We start from the raw sequence: 20102 nt of genomic DNA, 5'->3' as shown, positions 1-20102 counted from the left end.
GTGATGCCCGGACGCATACGGGGTATCAGCAGAGAGTGCAAAACCACGTTGCTGTTGAGCCAAGGATCAATGCCTATTTCAAACTCGACGGCAAAACGGATCAGAACGGCCTATACGTTTTCAATAATGGCTTAGGCCCTGCCTATGTTGAGAGCCTTGAAGTAACGGTAGATGGGGAGCCTGTTACGGACATTAGTTATGGCCGATTCGGTGGTGCCGTTCAATCAATGCGCCTTGGTACCGATTGTCTCACTATAGGCGGTCCTCGCCCAAATGACTCTCTGAAACTGGGTGAGGAAATTGGCCTAATCGAGATCAGCAAAAATGCTCCTAGTGCGTGTGCGCTTACGAAGTTGTTGCTTGGGGCCAAAATCCAGCAACACCTGGATTTTACCCTGATCGTGAAATCCATTTACGGCGATCGGTTTCAGTACGACTTCAAGAACAATATCCAGACTTCGCTTTGATTGGCATCGATAGCACAGTGGGCCAGCCATTTTTACGAATGAGCGCCTTCCAGGTGCCGGAAGGGGTTTTGACGAGAGTAGCCATGAGAGGGTGCTCCTAGGCGGCTGGCGAACCAGCACTGTACCTAAATTGTACCCTTGGACCATAGGACTGTATCTGAAATGGTACCGCCAGAAACGCGAAAGCCGCGCAATGCGCGGCTTTGGAGTTGGTGGGCCCACACGGACTTGAACCGTGGACCAAAGGATTATGAGTCCTCTGCTCTGACCAACTGAGCTATAGGCCCTTAACAGGTCGCGGATTATAACGATGGTTTCTTCAGTGTGCCATCCGAAAAATCCTCAATGCTCATGCGAAGGAAGGTAGCGGCAAAAAGCTCCGGCGGCAGCGGCAGGCTGACGATGTAGCCTTGCATCTGTTCGCAGCCTTCAGCGGCGAGAAAGGCTTGCTGGGCGGGGTTCTCCACGCCTTCGGCGATGATGGTGAATTGCATGCTGTGGCCCAGGGCGATAATGGCCCGCACGATGGCGGCGTCATGGGGGTCATCGGGCAGGCCGCGGACGAAGGATTGGTCGATCTTCAGGAAATCCAGCGGCAGGCGTTTAAGGTAGCTGAGGGACGAGTAGCCGGTGCCGAAGTCATCAATCGCCAGTTGCACGCCCAACAGTTTGAGTTGGTGCAGCACCTCCAATGCTTCCTCGGCCTGGCTCATGATGAAGTTTTCCGTGATCTCCAATTGCAGGTGGCCTGGGTCGAGGTGGTAGTCGCGCAAGAGTTGTTCGATGCGACTCAGCAAGCCGGGATGGCGCAACTGCGCGCCGGCGAGGTTGACCGACAGCGGGCCGAAATCCTCGAAGGTGCCCTGCCAGGCGTGCAGTTGTTGGCAGGCCTGTTCCAATACCCAGTCGCCAATTTGCAGGATCGTGCCGTTCTCTTCGGCCAGGGCAATGAAGTGTTCGGGCGGTACTTCGCCAAAGGTGGGATGGTGCCAGCGAATCAGGGCTTCGGCGCCGATCAGTTCATGTGTCACCAGGCTCAGTTTTGGCTGGTAATACAGGCTTAGCTCTTTACGTTCGATGGCTCGCCGCAGTTCGTGTTCCAGTGCCACACGTTCGTTGGCCTGGGCCGTCAGGTCGCGGGTGTAGCTTTCGACCCGGTTACGCCCCTTGGCTTTGGAGCGGTACATCGCGGCGTCGGCATTCTTGACCAGGGTGGCGACGTCGGTACCGTCCTGCGGATAGAGGCTCGTGCCGATGCTGGCGCTGATGAAGAACTCGTGCTCGCCAGCCTGGAAGGGCGGGGTGAAGCAGGCCAGCAGCTTATTGGCCAGGTGTTCGGCGTCGCTGGCGTGTTGCAGGCCGGGCAACAGGATGATGAACTCGTCGCCGCCCAGGCGCGCGACGGTGTCGATGTCTCGCAGTTGATCCTTGAGGCGCACGGCGATGTCTTTGAGCAGCAGGTCGCCAATCGGGTGGCCGAGGCTGTCGTTGATGTGTTTGAAACGGTCCAGGTCGAGGAACAGCACGGCGCCCTGTTTACCGGTTTCCTGATGACCATTGAGGGCGGCCTGCAACCGGTTTTCAAACAGCGTGCGGTTGGGCAAGCCGGTCAGTGGATCGTGGTGCGCCTGATAGTCGAGGCGTGCCTGGGCCAGTTTGAGGCTGGAGATGTCGGCAAACACCGCCACAAAGTGGGTGATCAGTTGATCGCGGTTACGCACGGCGCTGATGGTCAGCCAGCTGGGATACAACTCACCGTTCTTGCGGCGGTTGGAGATCTCGCCTTGCCAATGGCCGTGGGCCGTCAACTGGTGCCACATGGCGGCGTAGAAGGCGCTGTCATGCTGGCCTGAGGCGAGCAGGCGCGGTGTCTGGCCAAGCGCTTCGGCTTCACTGTATCCGGTGATTTCGCTGAAGGCGCGGTTGACGGCGCTGATGTTCTGGCGGGTGTCGGTGATCAACACGCCTTCGGCAGTGCTTTCGAAGACGGTGGCAGCCTGTTGCAGTTTTTCCTGCATCTGCTGGCGTTCAGTGATGTCACGGGCGATGGTGAGCATGCAGTCTTCATCGCCGATAGGCAGTGGGCGACTGGACAATTCACAGAGGCGTATCAGGCCATCGACGCGACGGATATGGCAGACAAAGTCGCGGACAAACCCGTCACGCTGCATCAACTCCAGCATGTGTCTGCGCTCGTTAAGGTCGACCCAGATGCCAAGGTCCAGGCTGGATTGGTCAACGGAAGTAGCACTGGTGTGGCCGGTCAGGCGGCTGAAGCCTTCGTTGACCTCAATCAGCAGACCGTCGCGTTGGCGGCTCAGCAGCAAACCGTCGGGCGAGGCGTGGAAGGCTTTGGCGAACTTCTCTTCGGAGGTTTGCAGCAGTTGCTGGGTTTCCTTGAGCTGGGTGATATCGCGCACCACCACCACGATGGCTTCAGTCGTGTCCAACTGGAAGGGTTCTGCCGAGATAAGTCCGGTAAAGGCTTGGCCGTTGCTGCGCAGGAACGGCATTTCAAGGTTGCGGATACTGGTGGTCTGGACACGTTGCAGCAACTCCGGGCCGATGCCCGGGATGCCCCATATTTCCAGCTCCGTACCGGTCTTGCCGATCACCTCCTCAGCAGTCAGGCCGATTTGATCTTCAAAGGCTTTATTGACCTCCAGCAAGCAGCCATCGGATAGCCTTGCGATCACCAGAATGTCCGGGCATTGCTGAAACACCGAGGCAAATTTCTGTTCGGACAATTGCAGCGCTTCCTCGGTGCGCTTGGCCTCGCTGATATCAATCATCAAGCCCCGCAGCACAGGCTCATGGCCGTGTTCGATCAGGCTGACAATGTCGCGTACCCACAGGCAACGGCCGTCGGCGGTAATCACTCGGTAATCAACACTGTGGTCGCGGCTGGCACGGGTTTCGCGGTAGCAATAAGCTTCGGCACGTATCAGGTCGGCCGGGTGAATGATGTTGCGCCAGAAGCCCGGAATCAGCCAATGAGCGCGTGGGTAGCCGAGCAAGTCTTCCGCGTGGGGTGACACGTAGCTGTAGGTGAAATCGGTGACGCTGGCTTCCCAGGCGATGGCGGACAAGCTCTCGACCAGGCCGCGATAGTGGTACTCACTGCTGCGCAGTTCTTGTTCGAGAGCGACGCGGCGGGAAATTTCCGAACTCAGCCGACGATTGATCCGAATTACGATGGCCAATACGGTGCACAGCAGCAGTACGGCGGGCAGGCCGTACATCAGCAGGTCGTTCCAGAAGGTGCGGTTATCGGTGAACTTACCCACCCAATGCTGCTGGATCGCGTTGGTTTCATCGGGGCTGAGGTCGGCCAGGACTTTGTCCAGAATGCCCACCAGCATTTTATCGTCCCGTGGTACGCCCATCGCCAATTGATAGCGGTAAGGGGTTTCGCCGCTGACGTAAAGGCCATCGAGTTTGAGTTCGCGCAGGCTCCAGACGCTGGATGCCAGGTCGCTGACCACGGCATCCACTTCGCCGGTCGCCAGGGCTTGCAGCGTGGAACTGACGTTGGGCAGTGCGACCAGGTTAAGGTCGGGGTGGTGGGTACGCAGCAGCTCGTGAGGGGCGTAGTTTTCCACCACGGCAACCTTCAAGCCGTAAAGATCCTTGAGGTTGCGCGGTCGTGCTCCGCCTTCGTGGGCAAGAATCACCATCGGAAAGTCGATGTAAGGCCGGGTGAAGGCCAGATAGCCCTGGCGTTCGGGGGTCGACATGATGCTGGCGATAAGATCGAGTTGATTGTTTCGCGCCATCTCCAAGACGGCGCCCCAACTCGGCGGTTCGATTATCTTGACCCTGACGCCCAGGCGGTCCTGGATCAGGCGGACGTAATCCGCCGACAAGCCTTGGTATCGGCCACTGTCATCACGGTATTCGAAGGGTGGCCACGAGGCGTCCACCCCAAGTCTCAGCTCCTGATGGTCCGCCAGCCAGCCACGCTCATCATCAGTAAGAGTCAACGCGCCAGCCGTTGCGGTCCAGTTCAGCAGCGACAGCAGTATCACGGTCGGCAATCTGGGCATAACGGTCTCGTTATGGCACGGGGAATGTGTCGAGTGTAGACGGGCATTGCGGGGGGAGGAGGGGGCAGTACAGGATTTTATCTATGCAAAACAAAACCCCCGGCCTGGGCCGGGGGTTTTGGTATCACTCGTCGAGGAAGGAGCGCAGATGCTCGCTTCGCGTCGGGTGGCGCAACTTGCGCAGCGCCTTGGCTTCGATCTGACGGATCCGCTCGCGGGTCACGTCAAACTGCTTACCGACTTCCTCAAGGGTGTGGTCGGTATTCATGTCGATGCCGAAACGCATGCGCAGTACCTTGGCTTCACGGGCAGTGAGGCCGGACAGTACGTCGCGAGTCGCTTCTTTCAAGCTCTCAACAGTGGCGACATCGATTGGCGACTGCATAGTCGAGTCTTCGATGAAGTCACCCAGGTGGGAGTCTTCGTCATCACCAATCGGGGTTTCCATGGAGATCGGCTCTTTAGCGATCTTCAATACCTTGCGGATTTTATCCTCAGGCATTTCCATGCGTTCGCCCAGCTCTTCCGGGGTCGGTTCGCGACCCATTTCCTGCAACATCTGCCGGGAAATACGGTTGAGCTTGTTGATGGTCTCGATCATGTGCACCGGAATACGGATGGTGCGGGCCTGGTCGGCGATCGAGCGAGTGATCGCCTGACGGATCCACCAGGTGGCATAAGTCGAGAACTTGTAGCCGCGACGGTATTCGAACTTGTCCACAGCCTTCATCAAGCCGATGTTGCCTTCCTGGATCAGATCGAGGAATTGCAGGCCACGGTTGGTGTACTTCTTGGCGATGGAGATCACCAGACGCAAGTTCGCTTCAACCATCTCTTTCTTCGCGCGGCGGGCCTTGGCCTCACCGATCGACATGCGACGGTTGATGTCCTTGATCTCGGCAATCGTCAGACCGGTTTCGGTCTCAAGTGCCGTCAGCTTCTGCTGGCAACGGATGATATCCGGCTGCAGGCGGCCGATGGCTTCAGCGTACTTCGCCTTGCCTTTGGCCAGAGCGTCGCTCCAGCTTTCGTCAACTTCGTTGCCCGGGAACTGGCGCAGGAAGTCGGTACGCGGCATGCGTGCATCACGGACACAGAGCTGCATGATCGCACGCTCTTGTGCACGCAGACGCTCAAGGGCGCTACGAACGCGTTCAACCAGGCCTTCGAATTGCTTCGGTACCAGCTTGATCGGCATGAACAGCTCAGCCAGCGCCAGCAGCTCGGCAATTGCCAGCTTGTTGGAGCGACCGTGCTTTTTCAGGGCCTTGCGGGTGATTTCCATTTGATCGGAAACCGCACCGAAACGCTGGGCAGCGATGACCGGGTCTGGACCGCTTTCGACTTCTTCTTCGTCGTCGGTGCTGGCTTCAGCCTCGTCGTCCTCGGCATCGTCGTCCGCTTTCGCGGCTTTCGGATCGACAGGCGGCGGTACTTCGGCAGCAGGCGGCGCAATGCCGTCGTCCGGGTCGATATAACCGCTCAGGACGTCGGACAGGCGGCCACCTTCGGTGGTGACGCGAGTGTACTCGGAGAGAATGTGGTCGACCGTGCCAGGGAAGTGCGCGATTGCGCCCATCACTTCACGGATGCCCTCTTCGATACGCTTGGCGATTTCGATCTCGCCTTCGCGTGTCAGCAACTCGACGGTACCCATTTCACGCATATACATGCGCACAGGGTCAGTCGTGCGACCGATGTCGGTCTCCACCGCGGCCAACGCAGCAGCGGCTTCTTCAGCGGCTGCCTCGTCGGTATCGGCGTCGGCCAACATAAGGGCGTCCGCATCCGGAGCACTCTCGTGTACGGGGATCCCCATGTCATTAATCATGCGGATGATGTCTTCCACCTGCTCAGGATCTGAAATATCCTCAGGCAGGTGGTCGTTGACCTCTGCGTAAGTCAGATACTTCTGCTCACGACCAAGGGTGATCAACTCTTTGATACGAGACTGCTGTTGCGCTTTTCCGGACATAACACCCTATCCACTGAAGGTCTTGGCGGGCAAAAAACAAGCCGAGGATTATACCCGAGCTATGACCTCACACGCCAGCTGAGGTCGGGTTTGATGCGGAAACATTCTGTTTTAAGAGGTCACGCATCTGTTTTGCTATCTGAATTTGCTCTTCAGCCGATAATCCCGGCTGTCTTGCTCTCATGATGAGTTCATCGAGGGTCTGCGTATGCTGACCCGCGGATAACCTAGTAATGGTGTCTAAAAACTGTTGTTCAAGGTTATCGCCGTCAATTAGCCACTCCTTTTCCGCAAGTGCCTTCAACAAGCGTCCCTGTTCTGTGCCGTGCCAGCGCGCCATCAACTGAATTGAGTTTAGCTTAGGATTTTTCTGCACGGCTTCGATCAGTGCGATCAGGACTTGAGCGTAGGTATTGCTCGCATTGGCAAAATGGTCGGCACTTTCGACCTTGCCCGCCAATTGCGGGTGGTGAATAAGTGTGCGCAGGGCAATCAACGTAGGCGCTTCTACGGCGACCGGCGTGCGTGGCGCGTAGGCCTCGTCGCGATCACCGCGCTTACCGTTCTTGCTCCAGGGCTTTTTGTCCCATTTCTTGCCGCCGGCACCGGGTTTCTTCGGCGTCCATTCCTGCTGGGGCGCGTAGGCATCCTGCGGTTGGAAGTCGGAATAGTCCGGCATGGCGTCGTAATCCATGCCCGGGTCGTAGGCGGGCGGCGCGTCCTGCGGTGCGCTGTGCACCAGCTGGCTGACGGCTTCGCCACTCAATCCGGTAATTTCCAGCAGGCGCTGGCGCATCAGGGTGCGCAGGTTGGCGCCTGGCACCTTGTCGATCAGCGGCGCTGCGAGGGTGGCCATATGGGCCTTGCCTTCGAGGGAGCGCGGATCGGCTTCTTCGGTCAGTTGCTGGAAGAAATAGTCCGCCAGCGGCTGGGCATGTTGGTTGATGCGTGCGCGGAATGCGTCGGTGCCTTCGGAGCGCACCAGGGTATCCGGGTCTTCGCCTTCTGGCAGGAACAGGAAGCGTGCGCGGCGCCCGTCTTGCAGGCTCGGCAGCGTGGCTTCGAGTGCCCGCCAGGCGGCGTTGCGGCCAGCCTGGTCGCCGTCGAAACAGAACAGCACGCTGGGCACTACGCGAAACAGGCGTTTCAAGTGCTCTTCGCTGGTGGCGGTGCCGAGGGTAGCAACGGCGTTGCGCAAGCCTTGCTGGGCCAGGGCGATCACGTCCATATAGCCTTCCACCACGATGATTTCATCGAGGTTGCGATTGTTCTTGCGCGCTTCGAACAGGCCGTAGAGTTCCTGGCCTTTGTGGAATACCGGGGTTTCCGGGGAGTTCAGATACTTGGGCTTGTCGTCGCCCAATACCCGGCCACCAAAGGCGATGATGCGGCCGCGGCTGTCGCGGATCGGGAACATCACGCGGTCGCGAAAACGGTCGTAGCGCTTACCGGTCTCGGCGTTTTCCACCAGGAGGCCGGCGTCGATCATGGCTTTTTGCTGCAGGGTGTCACTGCTCAGGTGCTTGTACAGGTTATCCCAGCCGGGCGGCGCGAAGCCGAGGCCGAAGTCGCGAGCGATTTCGCCGGTAAGGCCGCGGCCCTTGAGGTAGTCGACGGCGGCCTTGCGCTGCGGATGGCTCTTGAGTGCCTGTCGGTAAAAGTCGGCGGCAGCGGTGAGCAGCGGGTACAGCGGCGAATCGGTGGGTTGCCGTGGTTTGTGCGGGCGGCCGCTTTCTTCGCGGGGGACTTCCATGCCGGCGGCTTTCGCCAGGTCCTCGATTGCCTGGGGGAAATCCAGGTTGTCGTGATCCATCAGGAAGCCGAGGGCATTGCCGCCTGCGCCGCAGCCGAAGCAGTAGTAGAACTGTTTGTCGGGGCTGACACTGAACGACGGGGTTTTTTCTTTGTGGAACGGGCAGCAGGCGGTGTAGTTCTTGCCGGCTTTCTTCAATTGCACGCGCGAGCTGACAACATCGACGATGTCGGTGCGGTTCAGAAGGTCGTCAATAAAGCTCTGGGGAATTAGCCCGGCCATGGCGTTCTCGTCATCACTGCGTGTAAATGAGGGCCCGTGAAGTGCTCAAGCGCTTGGGTCGAGTGGCTCGACCATCAATCGTCTGCTTGGGCTGTATGGAAGTGTATCTGCCGAGCATTCGCTGACGTTAATTTCTAATCAGTCTTCGGCGAAGAAATGTTGCCCCAGGCTCCGGTCTTGGCCAATGGTGGCCTCGGTAGCTCATCGATGGGCACAGTCGACCGTTGATCGCCTGTTTACAGAATAAGTGTGCTCGTCAGTAGCCTTGTTAGGCTCGTCAGAAGAGACGTGCACCGCTGGCAAAAGAGCCAGTCCTGACGTGTGAAGCAGTTGTCTCAGTCGCATGTGCGGCGTCGACGATGAAGCATCAAGCGATATCTGCAAATGCCAATAGCCCGGCTGAGGGCCGGGCTTGGCAGAAGCTTGCTACGAACGTCTGTGTATTAGTACAGACGAACGGCGCGGCGCTGCTCGCGCTGAACTTTCTTGGCGTGACGCTTAACAGCGGCTGCTGCTTTACGCTTACGCTCAGAAGTTGGCTTCTCGTAAAATTCGCGGCTACGAACTTCGGCCAGTACACCGGCTTTTTCGCAGGAGCGCTTGAAACGACGCAGAGCTACGTCGAAGGGTTCGTTCTCTTTAACTTTGACGGCTGGCATCCAGAGCTACCTTCTTTCATTACCGGGATCAACGTTCTCGTCGCAAAAAATTCGCGGCTGAGGTCGTCGGTTTTTAAGGGTTGCGGATGTTAACCCCTCATTGACCGGAATGCAAAGCCTCTGATCGAAAACCGCTAGTCGGGAGGGGGAGTGGCGACTATTATGCGCGCCTTCGAATTTAGCCTCTACAAGGCGCAAACCCATGCTAGTACTGGGACTTGAAACCTCCTGCGACGAAACCGGTGTCGCACTTTACGACAGTGAACGCGGGCTTTTGGCCGATGCACTGTTCAGTCAGATCGACCTGCATCGTGCCTATGGCGGCGTGGTGCCGGAGCTGGCCAGCCGTGATCACGTCAAGCGGATGTTGCCGTTGATTCGTCAGGTGTTGGACGAGGCCGGTTGCGTGCCGACCGAGATCGACGCGATTGCCTATACCGCAGGCCCCGGATTGGTCGGAGCCCTTCTGGTTGGGGCCTCTTGCGCCCAGGCGCTGGCGTTTGCCTGGGGTATTCCAGCCCTCGGTGTGCACCACATGGAAGGCCATTTACTGGCGCCGATGCTGGAAGAAAACCCGCCGCAGTTCCCGTTCGTCGCTTTGTTGGTTTCAGGGGGGCATACGCAGCTGGTTCAGGTCGACGCAATCGGTCAATACACGCTGTTGGGCGAGTCACTGGATGACGCCGCCGGCGAAGCGTTCGACAAGACCGCGAAGATGATGGGCCTCAATTACCCCGGCGGACCGGAAATCGCCCGCCTCGCTGAAAAAGGCGTTGCTGGCCGCTACACCTTCCCGCGTCCTATGTGCGATCGCCCTGGTTTGATGTTCAGCTTCAGCGGCTTGAAAACCTCTGCGCTCAATACCTGGCAGCACAGTGTCAGCGCCGGGGACGACAGTCAGCAAGCCCGTTGCGACATCGCACTGGCGTTCCAGCAGGCCGTGGTGGAGACTTTGACCATCAAGTGCAAGCGCGCCCTGAAACAGGCCGGCATGAAGCGTCTGGTGATCGCTGGCGGCGTCAGTGCCAACAAGGCGCTGCGCAGTTCACTGGAAAAAATGCTCGGCGACATGAAGGGCGATGTGTTCTACGCCCGCCCTGAGTTCTGCACCGACAACGGCGCGATGATCGCCTATGCCGGTTGCCAGCGCTTGCAGGCGGGACAGCACGAAAGTCTGGCGATCAGCGTGCAGGCGCGCTGGCCGATGGAGCAATTGCCGCCGTTGTAGGCTGTTGTAGGGCTGCAACGTGAGAAGTGCTCATCGACGGTATTTAAAAATGCCGTTCGCGCCCGGCAAACAGGTCGCGTAAATTGCCCCGGTGACGCCAGACGATCAGCAGTGTCAGCACGCTCATCGGCAACAGCGCCGCTGGTTCCTGCCAGGCCAGCAAGGGCAGGGTGAGCGGGGTCGCGATGAGCGCAGCCAGCGAGCTGGTGCGGGTCAGGTAGAACGTCAGCAGCCAGGCGAGCACGGCCAGCAATGCTGCCGGTGGGTAGACCCCCAGCAGCATGCCGGCCGCCGTGGCGACGCCTTTGCCGCCGCGAAAACGGAAGTACAGTGGAAACAGATGGCCGAGGACGGCACACACGCCCACCCAGGCCTGCTGTTGCAGGGTCAGGCCGACGAGGCTGGCGATCAGCACGGGCAGCAACCCCTTGCACAGATCGCCCAGCAGCGTCAGCACGGCGAGCTTCTTGCCGGCCAGGCGCAACATATTGGTGGCGCCGGCATTGCCTGAGCCACTCATTCGCGGATCGGGGTTTCCCGTCAGGCGGCTGAGCAAAATGGCGAAGGACAGCGAGCCGAGCAGGTAGGCGAGAATCGCCAGTGACCAAAACATGCTAACTATTCCGGGCGAGGACGCCCTGATTCTAACGGGGCATCGCGCCCTTGTCGTGCTGCGGAGAAGAGCTTGGACAGAGTGTTTATCGAAGGCCTGGAAGTCGACACCGTGATAGGGGCCTACGACTGGGAGCGCGGGATCCGCCAATGCCTGCGCCTGGACCTGAGCTTCGCGTGGGATAACCGCCCGGCGGCCGCGGGTGACGACCTGAGCCTGGCGCTGGATTACGCCAGGATGTCCGCGCGTATCCAGGCCTTTGCCGAGCAGTCCCAGTACCAACTGGTGGAAACCTTTGCCGAGCGCCTGGCTCAAGTGCTGATGAGTGAATTCCAGATTCCCTGGCTGCACCTCAAGTTGACCAAGCCCGGCGCCGTACCGGCCGCCAAGGGCGTGGGCGTGGAGATCGAGCGCGGATGTCGCTAACGCAGATTTACCTTGGCCTCGGCAGCAATATCGAGCGCGAGCCCAACTTGCGTGCCGGGCTTGATGCGCTGGCCGGCTTCCTGACGGGGCTACGCTGTTCCGCGGTGTTCGAAAGCCAGCCGGTGGGCATCAAGAGTGGGCCGTTTTTCAATCTGGTGGTGTCGGCGTATACCGACCTGTCGTTGGCGGATTTGGATCGCCGGCTGAAGTCCATCGAGGCTGAAAACGGTCGCTATGCCCCAGACCGCAAAGGCCTGCCGTTGGATATCGACGTGCTGTTGTACGGCGAGTTGGTGGGGGATTTCGACGGTTTGATTCTGCCCCGCGCGGAAATCCTGAAAAACGCCTTTGTGTTGTGGCCGCTGTCGTTGATGGCGCCGGACCGTGTGCATCCTGAGGTGGGCAAAACGATGGCTGATCTGTGGCGTGATGCGCAGATCGATCAGGTACTGGCGCCTGTCGCCTTTGAATGGCAGGGCCAGCAGCTCACCCCGCAAATGTAGGCATCGAGCAGTGGTGGCGAGGGCGCAAGCTCCCTCGCCACGCAGGTCAGTGTTTGCCCTTGTAGGCTTGCAATGCGTTCAGCCGTTCGCGCTTGAGTGCTTCGCCCAGCTCCGGGCCTTTGAAGCCTTTCTCCAGCAGTGGCGCCACCGGCACTTCGCGTGCAGCCTTGGCCGCCCCGCGTAAATAATCCGCCTGTGGATAACTGCGCAGCTCAAACCCCTTGCGGCCTCGGGCGTCCATTTCACAGCTCACCACAAACTCTTCAAAGCGCTGCGGCCTGCGGTACACATCAAAACTTTGCAGCAACTCCAGCAGTGTCGAGGCTTTCAGCTCCAGCGCTCGATGGCCGTGGGTGTGATATTGACCCACCAACAGTGCCAGTTCCTGGCAGTCCCTTGGCGCTTTGAAGCGCTCGTTGACCGCCTTGATCAGCTTCAAGCCCCGCTGCTCATGGGCGATGTGCTGCGGCAACTTATCCACAGGCGTCAGGCCTTTGCCCAGGTCATGCAGCAGGCAGGCCCAACGCACGGTCAATGGCTGCTTGTGCAGTGCGGACTGCTCCAGCACGCTCAAGGTGTGTACGCCGGTGTCGATTTCGGGGTGATGGGATTCGGGCTGCGGTACTCCAAAAAGGGCATCCACTTCCGGCATCAGGGTTTTCAGTGCGTCACAGTCGCGCAGTACCTGAATAAACACCTGGGGTTGATCTTCCATCAGCGCCCGGGAGATTTCTTTCCAACTGCGCTCCGGCGTCAGGACTTCCAATTCGCCCGACTCGCTGAGTTGGCGCATCAGTTCCAAGGTCTGTGGTGCCACCGTAAAACCCAGGTGTGCATAGCGCGCCGCAAAACGGGCAACGCGCAGAACTCGCAGGGGATCTTCGGCAAATGCGGGGGAAACGTGGCGAAGTATGCGTGCTTCCAGGTCGTGCTGGCCGTGATAAGGATCGGTCAGGTTGCCGTCATCGTCTTCTGCCATTGCATTGATGGTCAGGTCGCGACGGATCAGGTCTTCTTCCAGCGTGACCTCGGGGCTGGCGTGAAACACAAAACCACCGTAACCCCGGCCACTCTTGCGCTCGGTACGGGCCAGGGCGTATTCGTCGCCGTTTTTGGGGTCGAGGAAGACCGGGAAGTCGGAGCCCACCGGCTTGAAGCCCTTGGTCAGCATCTCTTCGGTGGTGGCGCCGACGACCACGCGGTCGATATCGGTAACCTTGATGCCCAGTAAGCGGTCACGCACGGCGCCGCCGACTTTATAGATTTTCATGAAAAAGCCTCCATTAGCGACACAGGATACCGCCTGTGCCTGACCAATGGAGGCTTTGCCGTTTCAGAGATGCACGACGGCCATGTCCAGGCGGCCGTAGTCATTGTCGTTGTGATCGCTGCGCGGTGGCACATGGTGAGTCTTCATCACCTGATCGCCCTGCAGGGTTTCCAGATGGATGTCGAAGCCCCACAGGCGGTGCAGGTGCTTGAGTACTTCTTCGGTGGATTCGCCCAGCGGCTTGCGGTCATGTTGCTGGTGACGCAAGGTCAGCGAGCGGTCGCCACGCACATCGATGCTGTAGATCTGCACGTTGGGCTCGCGGTTGCCCAGGTTGTACTGCGCGGCCAAGGTTTCACGGATGATGCGGTAGCCAGGCTCATCGTGGATGGCGGGTACGACCAAGTCGTCCTTGAGATCGTCATCGAGGATACTGAACAGCTTGAGGTCCCGGATCACCTGGGGTGACAGGTACTGCAGGATGAAGCTCTCGTCCTTGAAGCTGCTCATGGCGAACTTGATGGTAGACAGCCAGTCAGTGCCAGCGATTTCCGGGAACCAGCGGCGGTCTTCCTCGGTGGGGTGTTCGCACATGCGCCGGATGTCGCGGTACATGGCAAAGCCCAAGGCATAAGGGTTGATGCCGCTGTAATACGGGCTGTCGAAGCCCGGTTGGAACACCACGCTGGTGTGAGACGTGAGGAACTCCATCATGAAGCCGTCGGTGACCAGGCCTTCGTCATACAGGTCGTTCATCAGTGTGTAGTGCCAGAACGTCGCCCAGCCTTCGTTCATCACCTGGGTTTGGCGCTGTGGATAAAAGTATTGGGCGATCTTGCGCACGATGCGCACGATTTCCCGTTGCCATGGTTCCAGCAGTGGCGCGTGTTTTTCAAGGAAATACAGGATGTTTTCCTGAGGTTCGGCGGGGAAACGTGCATTGTCCTTGTCGCTGTTCTTCCCGGCTTTTTTAGGAATGGTGCGCCACAGGTCGTTGATCTGCTTTTGCAGATGCTCCTCGCGCTCCTTCTGGCGAAGGCGTTCTTCCTCGGCGGAAATCGGGTACGGGCGTTTGTAGCGGTCGACCCCGTAGTTCATCAGGGCGTGGCAGGAGTCGAGCAAGTCCTCTACTGCATCGATGCCGTGGCGCTCCTCGCACTGCATGATGTACTGCTTGGCAAACACCAGGTAATCGATGATCGAGCTGGCATCGGTCCAGGTGCGGAACAGGTAGTTGCCCTTGAAAAAGCTGTTATGCCCATAGCAGGCGTGAGCCACTACCAATGCCTGCATGCAGATGGTGTTTTCTTCCATCAGGTAGGCAATGCAAGGGTCGGAGTTGATTACGATCTCGTAGGCCAGGCCCATTTGGCCACGTGTGTAGGACTTCTCGGTGCTGAGGAAGTGTTTGCCGTAGGACCAATGGTGATAACCCAGCGGCATGCCGACGGACGCGTAGGCATCCATCATCTGCTCGGCGGTGATCACTTCGATCTGGTTGGGGTAAGTGTCCAGGGCATAACCCGCCGCGATCCGGCTGATTTCCCGGTCATAGGCCTGGATCAGTTCAAAGGTCCACTCGGAGCCGGTGGAAATGGGTTGGCGCTTAGTCTCTTTTTTGGCGGTCATGTCACTAACCTGCGCTGGAAGAGTTCACGGAAGACCGGGTAGATATCGCCGGCCGAGACCAGTTGCTGCTGGGCGAACGTGTCGGCGAAGGCTTCGCCGATGCGCTCGTATTCGAACCACAGGGCCTGGTGCTCACGGGGGGTAATCTCGACGTAGGTGTAGTACTGCACGTACGGCATGATCTGGTTGATCAGGATGTCGCGGCAAATGGGGGAATCATCGTTCCAGTTGTCGCCGTCCGAGGCTTGGGCGGCGTAGATGTTCCACTCGTTGGCCGGATAGCGCTCGGCCATGATTTCCTGCATCAGCTTCAGGGCACTGGACACAATGGTGCCGCCGGTTTCCCGCGAGTAGAAGAACTCTTCTTCGTCGACTTCCCGGGCACTGGTGTGATGGCGGATGAACACTACATCGATCTTGTCGTAGTTCCGTTTCAGGAACAGGTACAGCAGGATGAAAAACCGCTTGGCGATGTCCTTGGTGGCCTGGGTCATGGAGCCGGAGACGTCCATGAGGCAAAACATCACCGCCTTGGAACTGGGGTTGGGTTGTTTGACCAGCAGGTTGTACTTCAAGTCGAAAGTGTCGAGGAAGGGCACGCGGTGAATACGTGCGCTGAGTTTCTCGATTTCCGCCTCGATTTCCTGGATATCGCCGAAATTATCCGGTTCTTCGCGCTTCAAGCGCGCCAACTCTTCCTTGGCTTCTTTCAGTTTGGCGCGGCTGCTCCCCGACAGGGCGATACGCCGCGCATGGGCCGAGCGCAGGGTGCGGATGATATTGATCCGTGACGGGTTGCCCTCGTTGCTGATCCCGGCTCGCACGGTCTTGAAGGTGTCGGTACCGGTCAGGTTGCGTTTGACCAGGTTGGGCAGTTCCAGGTCCTCGAACATGAATTCGAGGAATTCTTCCTGGGTAATCTGGAACACGAACTCATCCATGCCTTCGCCGGAGTTGCCGGCCTTGCCCGGACCTTTGCCGCCCGCACCGCCTTGGGGCCGCTGGATATGTTCGCCGGTGGTGAATTCCTTGTTGCCTGGGTGCACGACGGTCTGTTTGCCGCCCCGGCCGTGGTGCAGCACTGGTTCGTCGATATCCCGTCCGGGGATGCTGATTTGCTCGCCATGCTCCATATCGGTAATGGAACGGCGGCTGACGGCCTCTTCAACGGCCTTTTTGATGTGGTCACGGTAACGCCGCAGGAAACGCTGGCGGTTTACCGTGCTCTTGTTCTTGCCATTGAGGCGTCGGTCGATCACATAGCTCATGGGGCCCCTCCGGGGAGCTTCAAGTCGTAAGCTGCAAGCTGCAAGTTAGAGCGGCGTGCGCTGTTCTCTTGCAGCTTGTAGCTAGAAGCTTGCAGCTACTCTCTCACTGCGATTTCCGGACCCGTAGGTACCATTCCGAAAGAAGTCGTACCTGTTTGTCGGTGTAGCCACGCTCGACCATTCGTGTGACGAAGTCGTTGTGTTTTTGCTGATCCTCCTTGCTGGCCTTGGCGTTGAAGCTGATGACCGGCAGCAGGTCTTCGGTGTTGGAGAACATTTTCTTCTCGATGACCACCCGCAGCTTCTCGTAGCTGAGCCAGGTGGGGTTCTTGCCGTTGTTGTTGGCGCGGGCGCGCAGGACGAAGTTGACGATTTCGTTGCGGAAATCCTTCGGATTGCTGATGCCGGCCGGCTTCTCGATTTTCTCCAGTTCCTCGTTGAGGGCTACGCGGTTGAGGATCTCGCCGGTTTCCGGGTCGCGGTATTCCTGGTCCTGGATCCAGAAGTCGGCGTACAGCACGTAGCGGTCGAAGATGTTCTGGCCGTACTCGCTGTAGGACTCCAGGTACGCGGTCTGGATTTCCTTGCCGATGAACTCGATGTAGCGCGGTGCCAGGTATTCTTTGAGGAAGCGCAGGTAGCGTTCGCGGGTTTCCGCCTGGAACTGTTCCTGCTCGATCTGCTGTTCCAGTACATAGAGCAGGTGCACCGGGTTGGCGGCGATCTCGTGCGGGTCGAAGTTGAAGACTTTGGACAGGATCTTGAACGCAAAGCGTGTCGACAGGCCGTTCATGCCCTCGTCCACGCCCGCTGTGTCGCGGTATTCCTGGATCGACTTGGCTTTAGGATCGGTGTCCTTGAGGTTCTCACCGTCGTACACACGCATCTTCGAGTAGATGTTCGAGTTCTCCGGCTCCTTGAGGCGCGACAGCACGGTGAACTGGGCGAGCATCTTCAGGGTGTCGGGTGCGCAATGGGCCTTGGCCAGGGAGCTGTTGAACAGCAGCTTGTCGTAGATCTTGATCTCATCGCTGACCCGCAGGCAGTACGGCACCTTGACGATATAGATCCGGTCGATGAAGGCTTCGTTGTTCTTGTTGTTGCGGAAGGTGTGCCATTCCGATTCGTTGGAGTGGGCCAGCAGAATCCCGGTGAACGGAATCGCGCCCAGGCCTTCGGTGCTGTTGTAGTTACCTTCCTGGGTTGCGGTCAGCAGTGGGTGCAGCACCTTGATCGGTGCCTTGAACATCTCCACGAACTCCATCAGGCCCTGGTTGGCCCGGCACAGTGCGCCCGAGTAGCTATAAGCGTCGGCGTCGTTCTGCGGGAATTCTTCGAGTTTACGGATATCGACCTTGCCCACCAGCGCGGAAATATCCTGGTTGTTTTCGTCACCCGGCTCGGTCTTGGCCACGCCGATCTGGTTGAGGATCGACGGGTAGAGTTTCACCACGCGGAACTGGCTGATGTCGCCGCCAAATTCAGCCAGGCGCTTGGTGGCCCAGGGCGACATGATGGTGTTGAGGTAGCGTCGTGGGATGCCGAAGTCTTCTTCGAGGATCGCGCCATCTTCCGTAGCGTTGAACAGGCCCAGTGGCGACTCGAAGACCGGCGAGCCTTTGATCGCGTAAAAGGGCACTTTCTCGATCAACTGTTTGAGCTTTTCGGCCAGGGACGACTTACCACCGCCGACGGGACCGAGCAGATAAAGGATCTGTTTCTTCTCTTCCAGGCCTTGGGCGGCATGGCGGAAGTAGGAGACGATCTGGTCAATGCATTCTTCCATTCCGTGGAAGTCTTCAAAGGCCGGGTAGCGGCGGATCACCTTGTTGGAAAATATTCGCGACAGGCGCGAATTGTTCGAGGTGTCTACCAGCTCCGGCTCGCCAATTGCCAGCAGCAGGCGCTCGGCGGCAGACGCGTAGGTGCTGCGGTCCTTTTTGCACAGCTCTAGATACTCTTGAAGCGTGAGTTCTTCCTGCTGTGTGGACTCGAAGCGTTGTTGGAAGTGGCTAAAAATACTCATGACGTCGTCACCTCGCTCGATACGTGGAGCCGACGCCGGATCAATCAGTCGATGCTGGCAGCCATTGGCAATCGCCAACGGCCGTTTTCCCCCCAGAACACCCTAAACCCTACCGATGACCCGCACGCCGGTGTACCGGCTCTCCCCTGATTCGGATGGCCTGCGCTTAAGGATAGTTCGGAATCCGGGAGGTCAAGGCGCGATACGCAATTAGTTTGCCTGCGCCGTTCGTCAGAAACGGCGCGAGCCCAAGCGTCACGCGGGGTAGCGGGGTTTGAAAAAAATTATTGCGAATCGCCCGAGGAAATTTCCTCAGGATAGGTCGTACGCCACAGCTCAAAACCACCGTCCAGGCTGTAAACGTCGGAGAAACCCTGGCTGATCAGGTAGGCGGCGGCGCTCTGGCTGGAGTTGCCGTGGTAGCAGGCCACGATCAGTGGCGCGTCGAGGTCGGCCGCACGGATGAAGTCGGCGATATTGACGTTGTCCAGGTGCTGGGCGCCGGTGATGTGGGCGGCGGCGTAAGTGGGCTGGTCGCGGATGTCAACGACCACTGCACCTCGCTCGCGCAGAGCCTGGGCTTCTTGGGGGGGGGATACGTTTGAATTCGCTCATGGCAGGCTCCTAAGGCTTGACTGCGGTCTGCGGTGTAACGGAAAGGGGAGATTCACACTGGCAGCTGTGGCGCTCGCCCGTATCGATGTTCATCAGGGTCATGGCGCCGCCCCACACGCAACCGGTGTCGAGGGCGAACACGCCGGGTTCGTTGCACTTGCCTTCCAGCGCCGCCCAGTGGCCGAAGACGATCTTCGTGTCACGGGTCTTGCGTTCCTTGTGGGCGAACCAGGGCTTGTAGCCGGGCAGGGCGGTGTCGGCGCCTTCCTTGCTCTTGAGGTCCAGCTTGCCCTCGGCGGTGCAGAAACGCATGCGCGTAAAGTAGTTGGTGATCACCCGCAGGCGGGCGACGCCCGTCAGGTCGTTGTCCCACTTCACCGGTTCGTTGCCGTACATGCCGTCGAGGTAGGCGGTGTACAGGCTGTCGTCGGCCAGGGCACTTTCAACTTCTGCGGCACACTTGAGGGCTTTCTTCAGCGTCCACTGCGGCGGGATACCCGCATGCACCAGGGCCATGTTACGGCCTTCGTCGTAATGCATGAGCTTTTGCCGGCGCAGCCAGTCGAGCAACTCCGTCCGGTCGGGGGCTTCGAGGATTTCCCGCAGTGTGTCGCCCTTTTTCAGGCGCTCGATATTGTTGCCGGCCGCCAGTAGATGCAGGTCGTGGTTGCCGAGTACGCATACCAGGGAATCACGCAGGCTATATAGGTAGCGCAAGGTTTCCAGTGACTCGGGGCCGCGGTTGACCAGGTCACCGACCAACCAAAGCCGATCGTTGGCCGGATCGAAGGCCACGCGCTCAAGCAGGCACTTGAGCGGTTGCAGGCAGCCTTGCAGGTCACCGACCGCGTAGGTCGCCATCAGTGCAGGGCTCCCGGTACGGCAAGGCGAAACGGTTTGATGATGGCGTCGAACAGTTGGCCGTCAGTGGCTTTCATCTGATACGAGCCTTGCATAGTGCCGACCTTGGAGGTCATCACCGTGCCGCTGCTGTAGGTGTGGCTGGCGCCAATGTCGATCAACGGTTGCTGGCCAACCACGCCTGCGCCGCGGACTTCTTCGACCTGGCCGTCACCGTCGGTGATCACCCAGTGACGTGACAGCAACTTGGCCGGCACGAGCCCGTTGTTCTTCACCGTGATGGTGTAGGCAAAGGCAAAGCGGTTGTGTTCAGGTTGCGATTGGTCCGCCAGGAAGCGGGTGACGACGCTGACGTCGATCTGGTAGCGAGGATCGGACATGCAAGAGGCCTTAAAAGCAAAAGCGGAGGACAGCAGATGCGGATCAGTCTAGGCCAAGAGGTGGGCACTAGGCCAGACATGTGTCTGGCCATGCCTGGGTG

Annotated in this window: 15 protein-coding genes, 1 tRNA gene and 2 pseudogenes; 4 read left to right on the top strand and 14 right to left on the bottom strand. The window is 59.0% G+C overall.

Going from position 1 to position 20102, the window contains the following annotated elements:
- Nucleotides 1-467: hypothetical protein (locus tag IQK56_RS19230; RefSeq protein ID WP_193863793.1), on the top strand; the 467-nt coding region annotated here is incomplete at its 5' end.
- A gap of 13 nt (nt 468-480) precedes the next feature.
- On the opposite strand, the pseudogene IQK56_RS31215 reads toward IQK56_RS19230, so the two are convergent.
- The 6 genes and pseudogenes from IQK56_RS31215 to rpsU all read right to left on the bottom strand — a co-directional run.
- A pseudogene (locus tag IQK56_RS31215) lies at nt 481-552 on the bottom strand (integrase); the annotation flags it as partial.
- Nucleotides 553-677: 125 nt separating this feature from the next.
- Nucleotides 678-754, bottom strand: a tRNA-Ile gene (locus tag IQK56_RS19225).
- Between the two features lie 15 nt (nt 755-769).
- Nucleotides 770-4513 (bottom strand): bifunctional diguanylate cyclase/phosphodiesterase, encoded by a 3744-nt coding sequence (locus IQK56_RS19220; RefSeq protein ID WP_193863794.1) that lies wholly within the window; start codon nt 4511-4513, stop codon nt 770-772.
- A 124-nt stretch (nt 4514-4637) separates the two neighbouring features.
- Complete coding sequence (gene rpoD, locus IQK56_RS19215) at nt 4638-6488, bottom strand: RNA polymerase sigma factor RpoD (protein WP_122308073.1); 1851 nt, start codon at nt 6486-6488, stop codon at nt 4638-4640.
- A 67-nt stretch (nt 6489-6555) separates the two neighbouring features.
- The gene (gene dnaG / locus IQK56_RS19210) at nt 6556-8523 is read right to left on the bottom strand and encodes a DNA primase (RefSeq protein WP_099585680.1); all 1968 of its coding nucleotides are present in this window, start codon (nt 8521-8523) and stop codon (nt 6556-6558) included.
- Between the two features lie 443 nt (nt 8524-8966).
- Nucleotides 8967-9182, bottom strand: coding sequence for a 30S ribosomal protein S21 (gene rpsU, locus IQK56_RS19205; protein ID WP_002551877.1), 216 nt, complete (start codon nt 9180-9182; stop codon nt 8967-8969).
- Nucleotides 9183-9384: 202 nt separating this feature from the next.
- On the opposite strand from rpsU, the gene tsaD reads away from it, so the two are divergent.
- Nucleotides 9385-10410, top strand: coding sequence for a tRNA (adenosine(37)-N6)-threonylcarbamoyltransferase complex transferase subunit TsaD (gene tsaD, locus IQK56_RS19200; RefSeq protein WP_099585679.1), 1026 nt, complete (start codon nt 9385-9387; stop codon nt 10408-10410).
- 43 nt (nt 10411-10453) lie between these two features.
- On the opposite strand, the gene plsY is transcribed toward tsaD, so the two are convergent.
- Nucleotides 10454-11023 carry a glycerol-3-phosphate 1-O-acyltransferase PlsY gene (plsY, locus tag IQK56_RS19195; RefSeq protein ID WP_193901788.1) on the bottom strand — a complete coding sequence of 190 codons (570 nt, stop codon included), beginning with the start codon at nt 11021-11023 and terminating at the stop codon, nt 10454-10456.
- A gap of 72 nt (nt 11024-11095) precedes the next feature.
- Between plsY and folB the strand changes: the two genes are divergently transcribed.
- Both folB and folK read left to right on the top strand, forming a co-directional pair.
- On the top strand, nt 11096-11449 hold the full coding sequence (gene folB / locus IQK56_RS19190; RefSeq protein WP_193901787.1) for a dihydroneopterin aldolase: 354 nt from the start codon (nt 11096-11098) through the stop codon (nt 11447-11449).
- Nucleotides 11440-11952 carry a 2-amino-4-hydroxy-6-hydroxymethyldihydropteridine diphosphokinase gene (gene folK / locus IQK56_RS19185; protein WP_193863795.1) on the top strand — a complete coding sequence of 171 codons (513 nt, stop codon included), beginning with the start codon at nt 11440-11442 and terminating at the stop codon, nt 11950-11952. Before folB ends, folK begins: the two co-directional genes overlap by 10 nt.
- Nucleotides 11953-11998: 46 nt before the next feature.
- Here the strand turns inward: folK and IQK56_RS19180 are convergent, their stop codons facing one another.
- The 7 genes and pseudogenes from IQK56_RS19180 to apaG form a co-directional block, all read right to left on the bottom strand.
- Complete coding sequence (locus IQK56_RS19180; protein ID WP_193863796.1) at nt 11999-13222, bottom strand: multifunctional CCA addition/repair protein; 1224 nt, start codon at nt 13220-13222, stop codon at nt 11999-12001.
- Nucleotides 13223-13285: 63 nt separating this feature from the next.
- Nucleotides 13286-14851 (bottom strand): SpoVR family protein, encoded by a 1566-nt coding sequence (locus IQK56_RS19175; RefSeq protein ID WP_122307647.1) that lies wholly within the window; start codon nt 14849-14851, stop codon nt 13286-13288.
- Complete coding sequence (locus IQK56_RS19170; RefSeq protein ID WP_122307646.1) at nt 14848-16119, bottom strand: YeaH/YhbH family protein; 1272 nt, start codon at nt 16117-16119, stop codon at nt 14848-14850. Before IQK56_RS19170 ends, IQK56_RS19175 begins: the two co-directional genes overlap by 4 nt.
- Before the next feature lie 103 nt (nt 16120-16222).
- Entirely contained in the window at nt 16223-18145 is a 1923-nt protein-coding gene (locus IQK56_RS19165; protein WP_017739508.1) for a PrkA family serine protein kinase, read from the bottom strand.
- A 284-nt stretch (nt 18146-18429) separates the two neighbouring features.
- Nucleotides 18430-18760, bottom strand: a pseudogene (glpE, locus tag IQK56_RS19160) (thiosulfate sulfurtransferase GlpE).
- Nucleotides 18761-18769: 9 nt separating this feature from the next.
- Nucleotides 18770-19621: a symmetrical bis(5'-nucleosyl)-tetraphosphatase gene (locus tag IQK56_RS19155; protein WP_193863798.1), complete on the bottom strand. Its 852-nt coding sequence runs from the start codon at nt 19619-19621 to the stop codon at nt 18770-18772.
- On the bottom strand, nt 19621-20001 hold the full coding sequence (apaG, locus tag IQK56_RS19150; RefSeq protein WP_099585670.1) for a Co2+/Mg2+ efflux protein ApaG: 381 nt from the start codon (nt 19999-20001) through the stop codon (nt 19621-19623). Before apaG ends, IQK56_RS19155 begins: the two co-directional genes overlap by 1 nt.
- Nucleotides 20002-20102 lie beyond the last annotated feature (101 nt).

The sequence above is a fragment of the Pseudomonas cyclaminis genome (assembly GCF_015163715.1).
Classification (GTDB): Bacteria; Pseudomonadota; Gammaproteobacteria; order Pseudomonadales; family Pseudomonadaceae; genus Aquipseudomonas; species Aquipseudomonas cyclaminis.
This window is presented reverse-complemented; position numbering and strand designations above follow the sequence as displayed.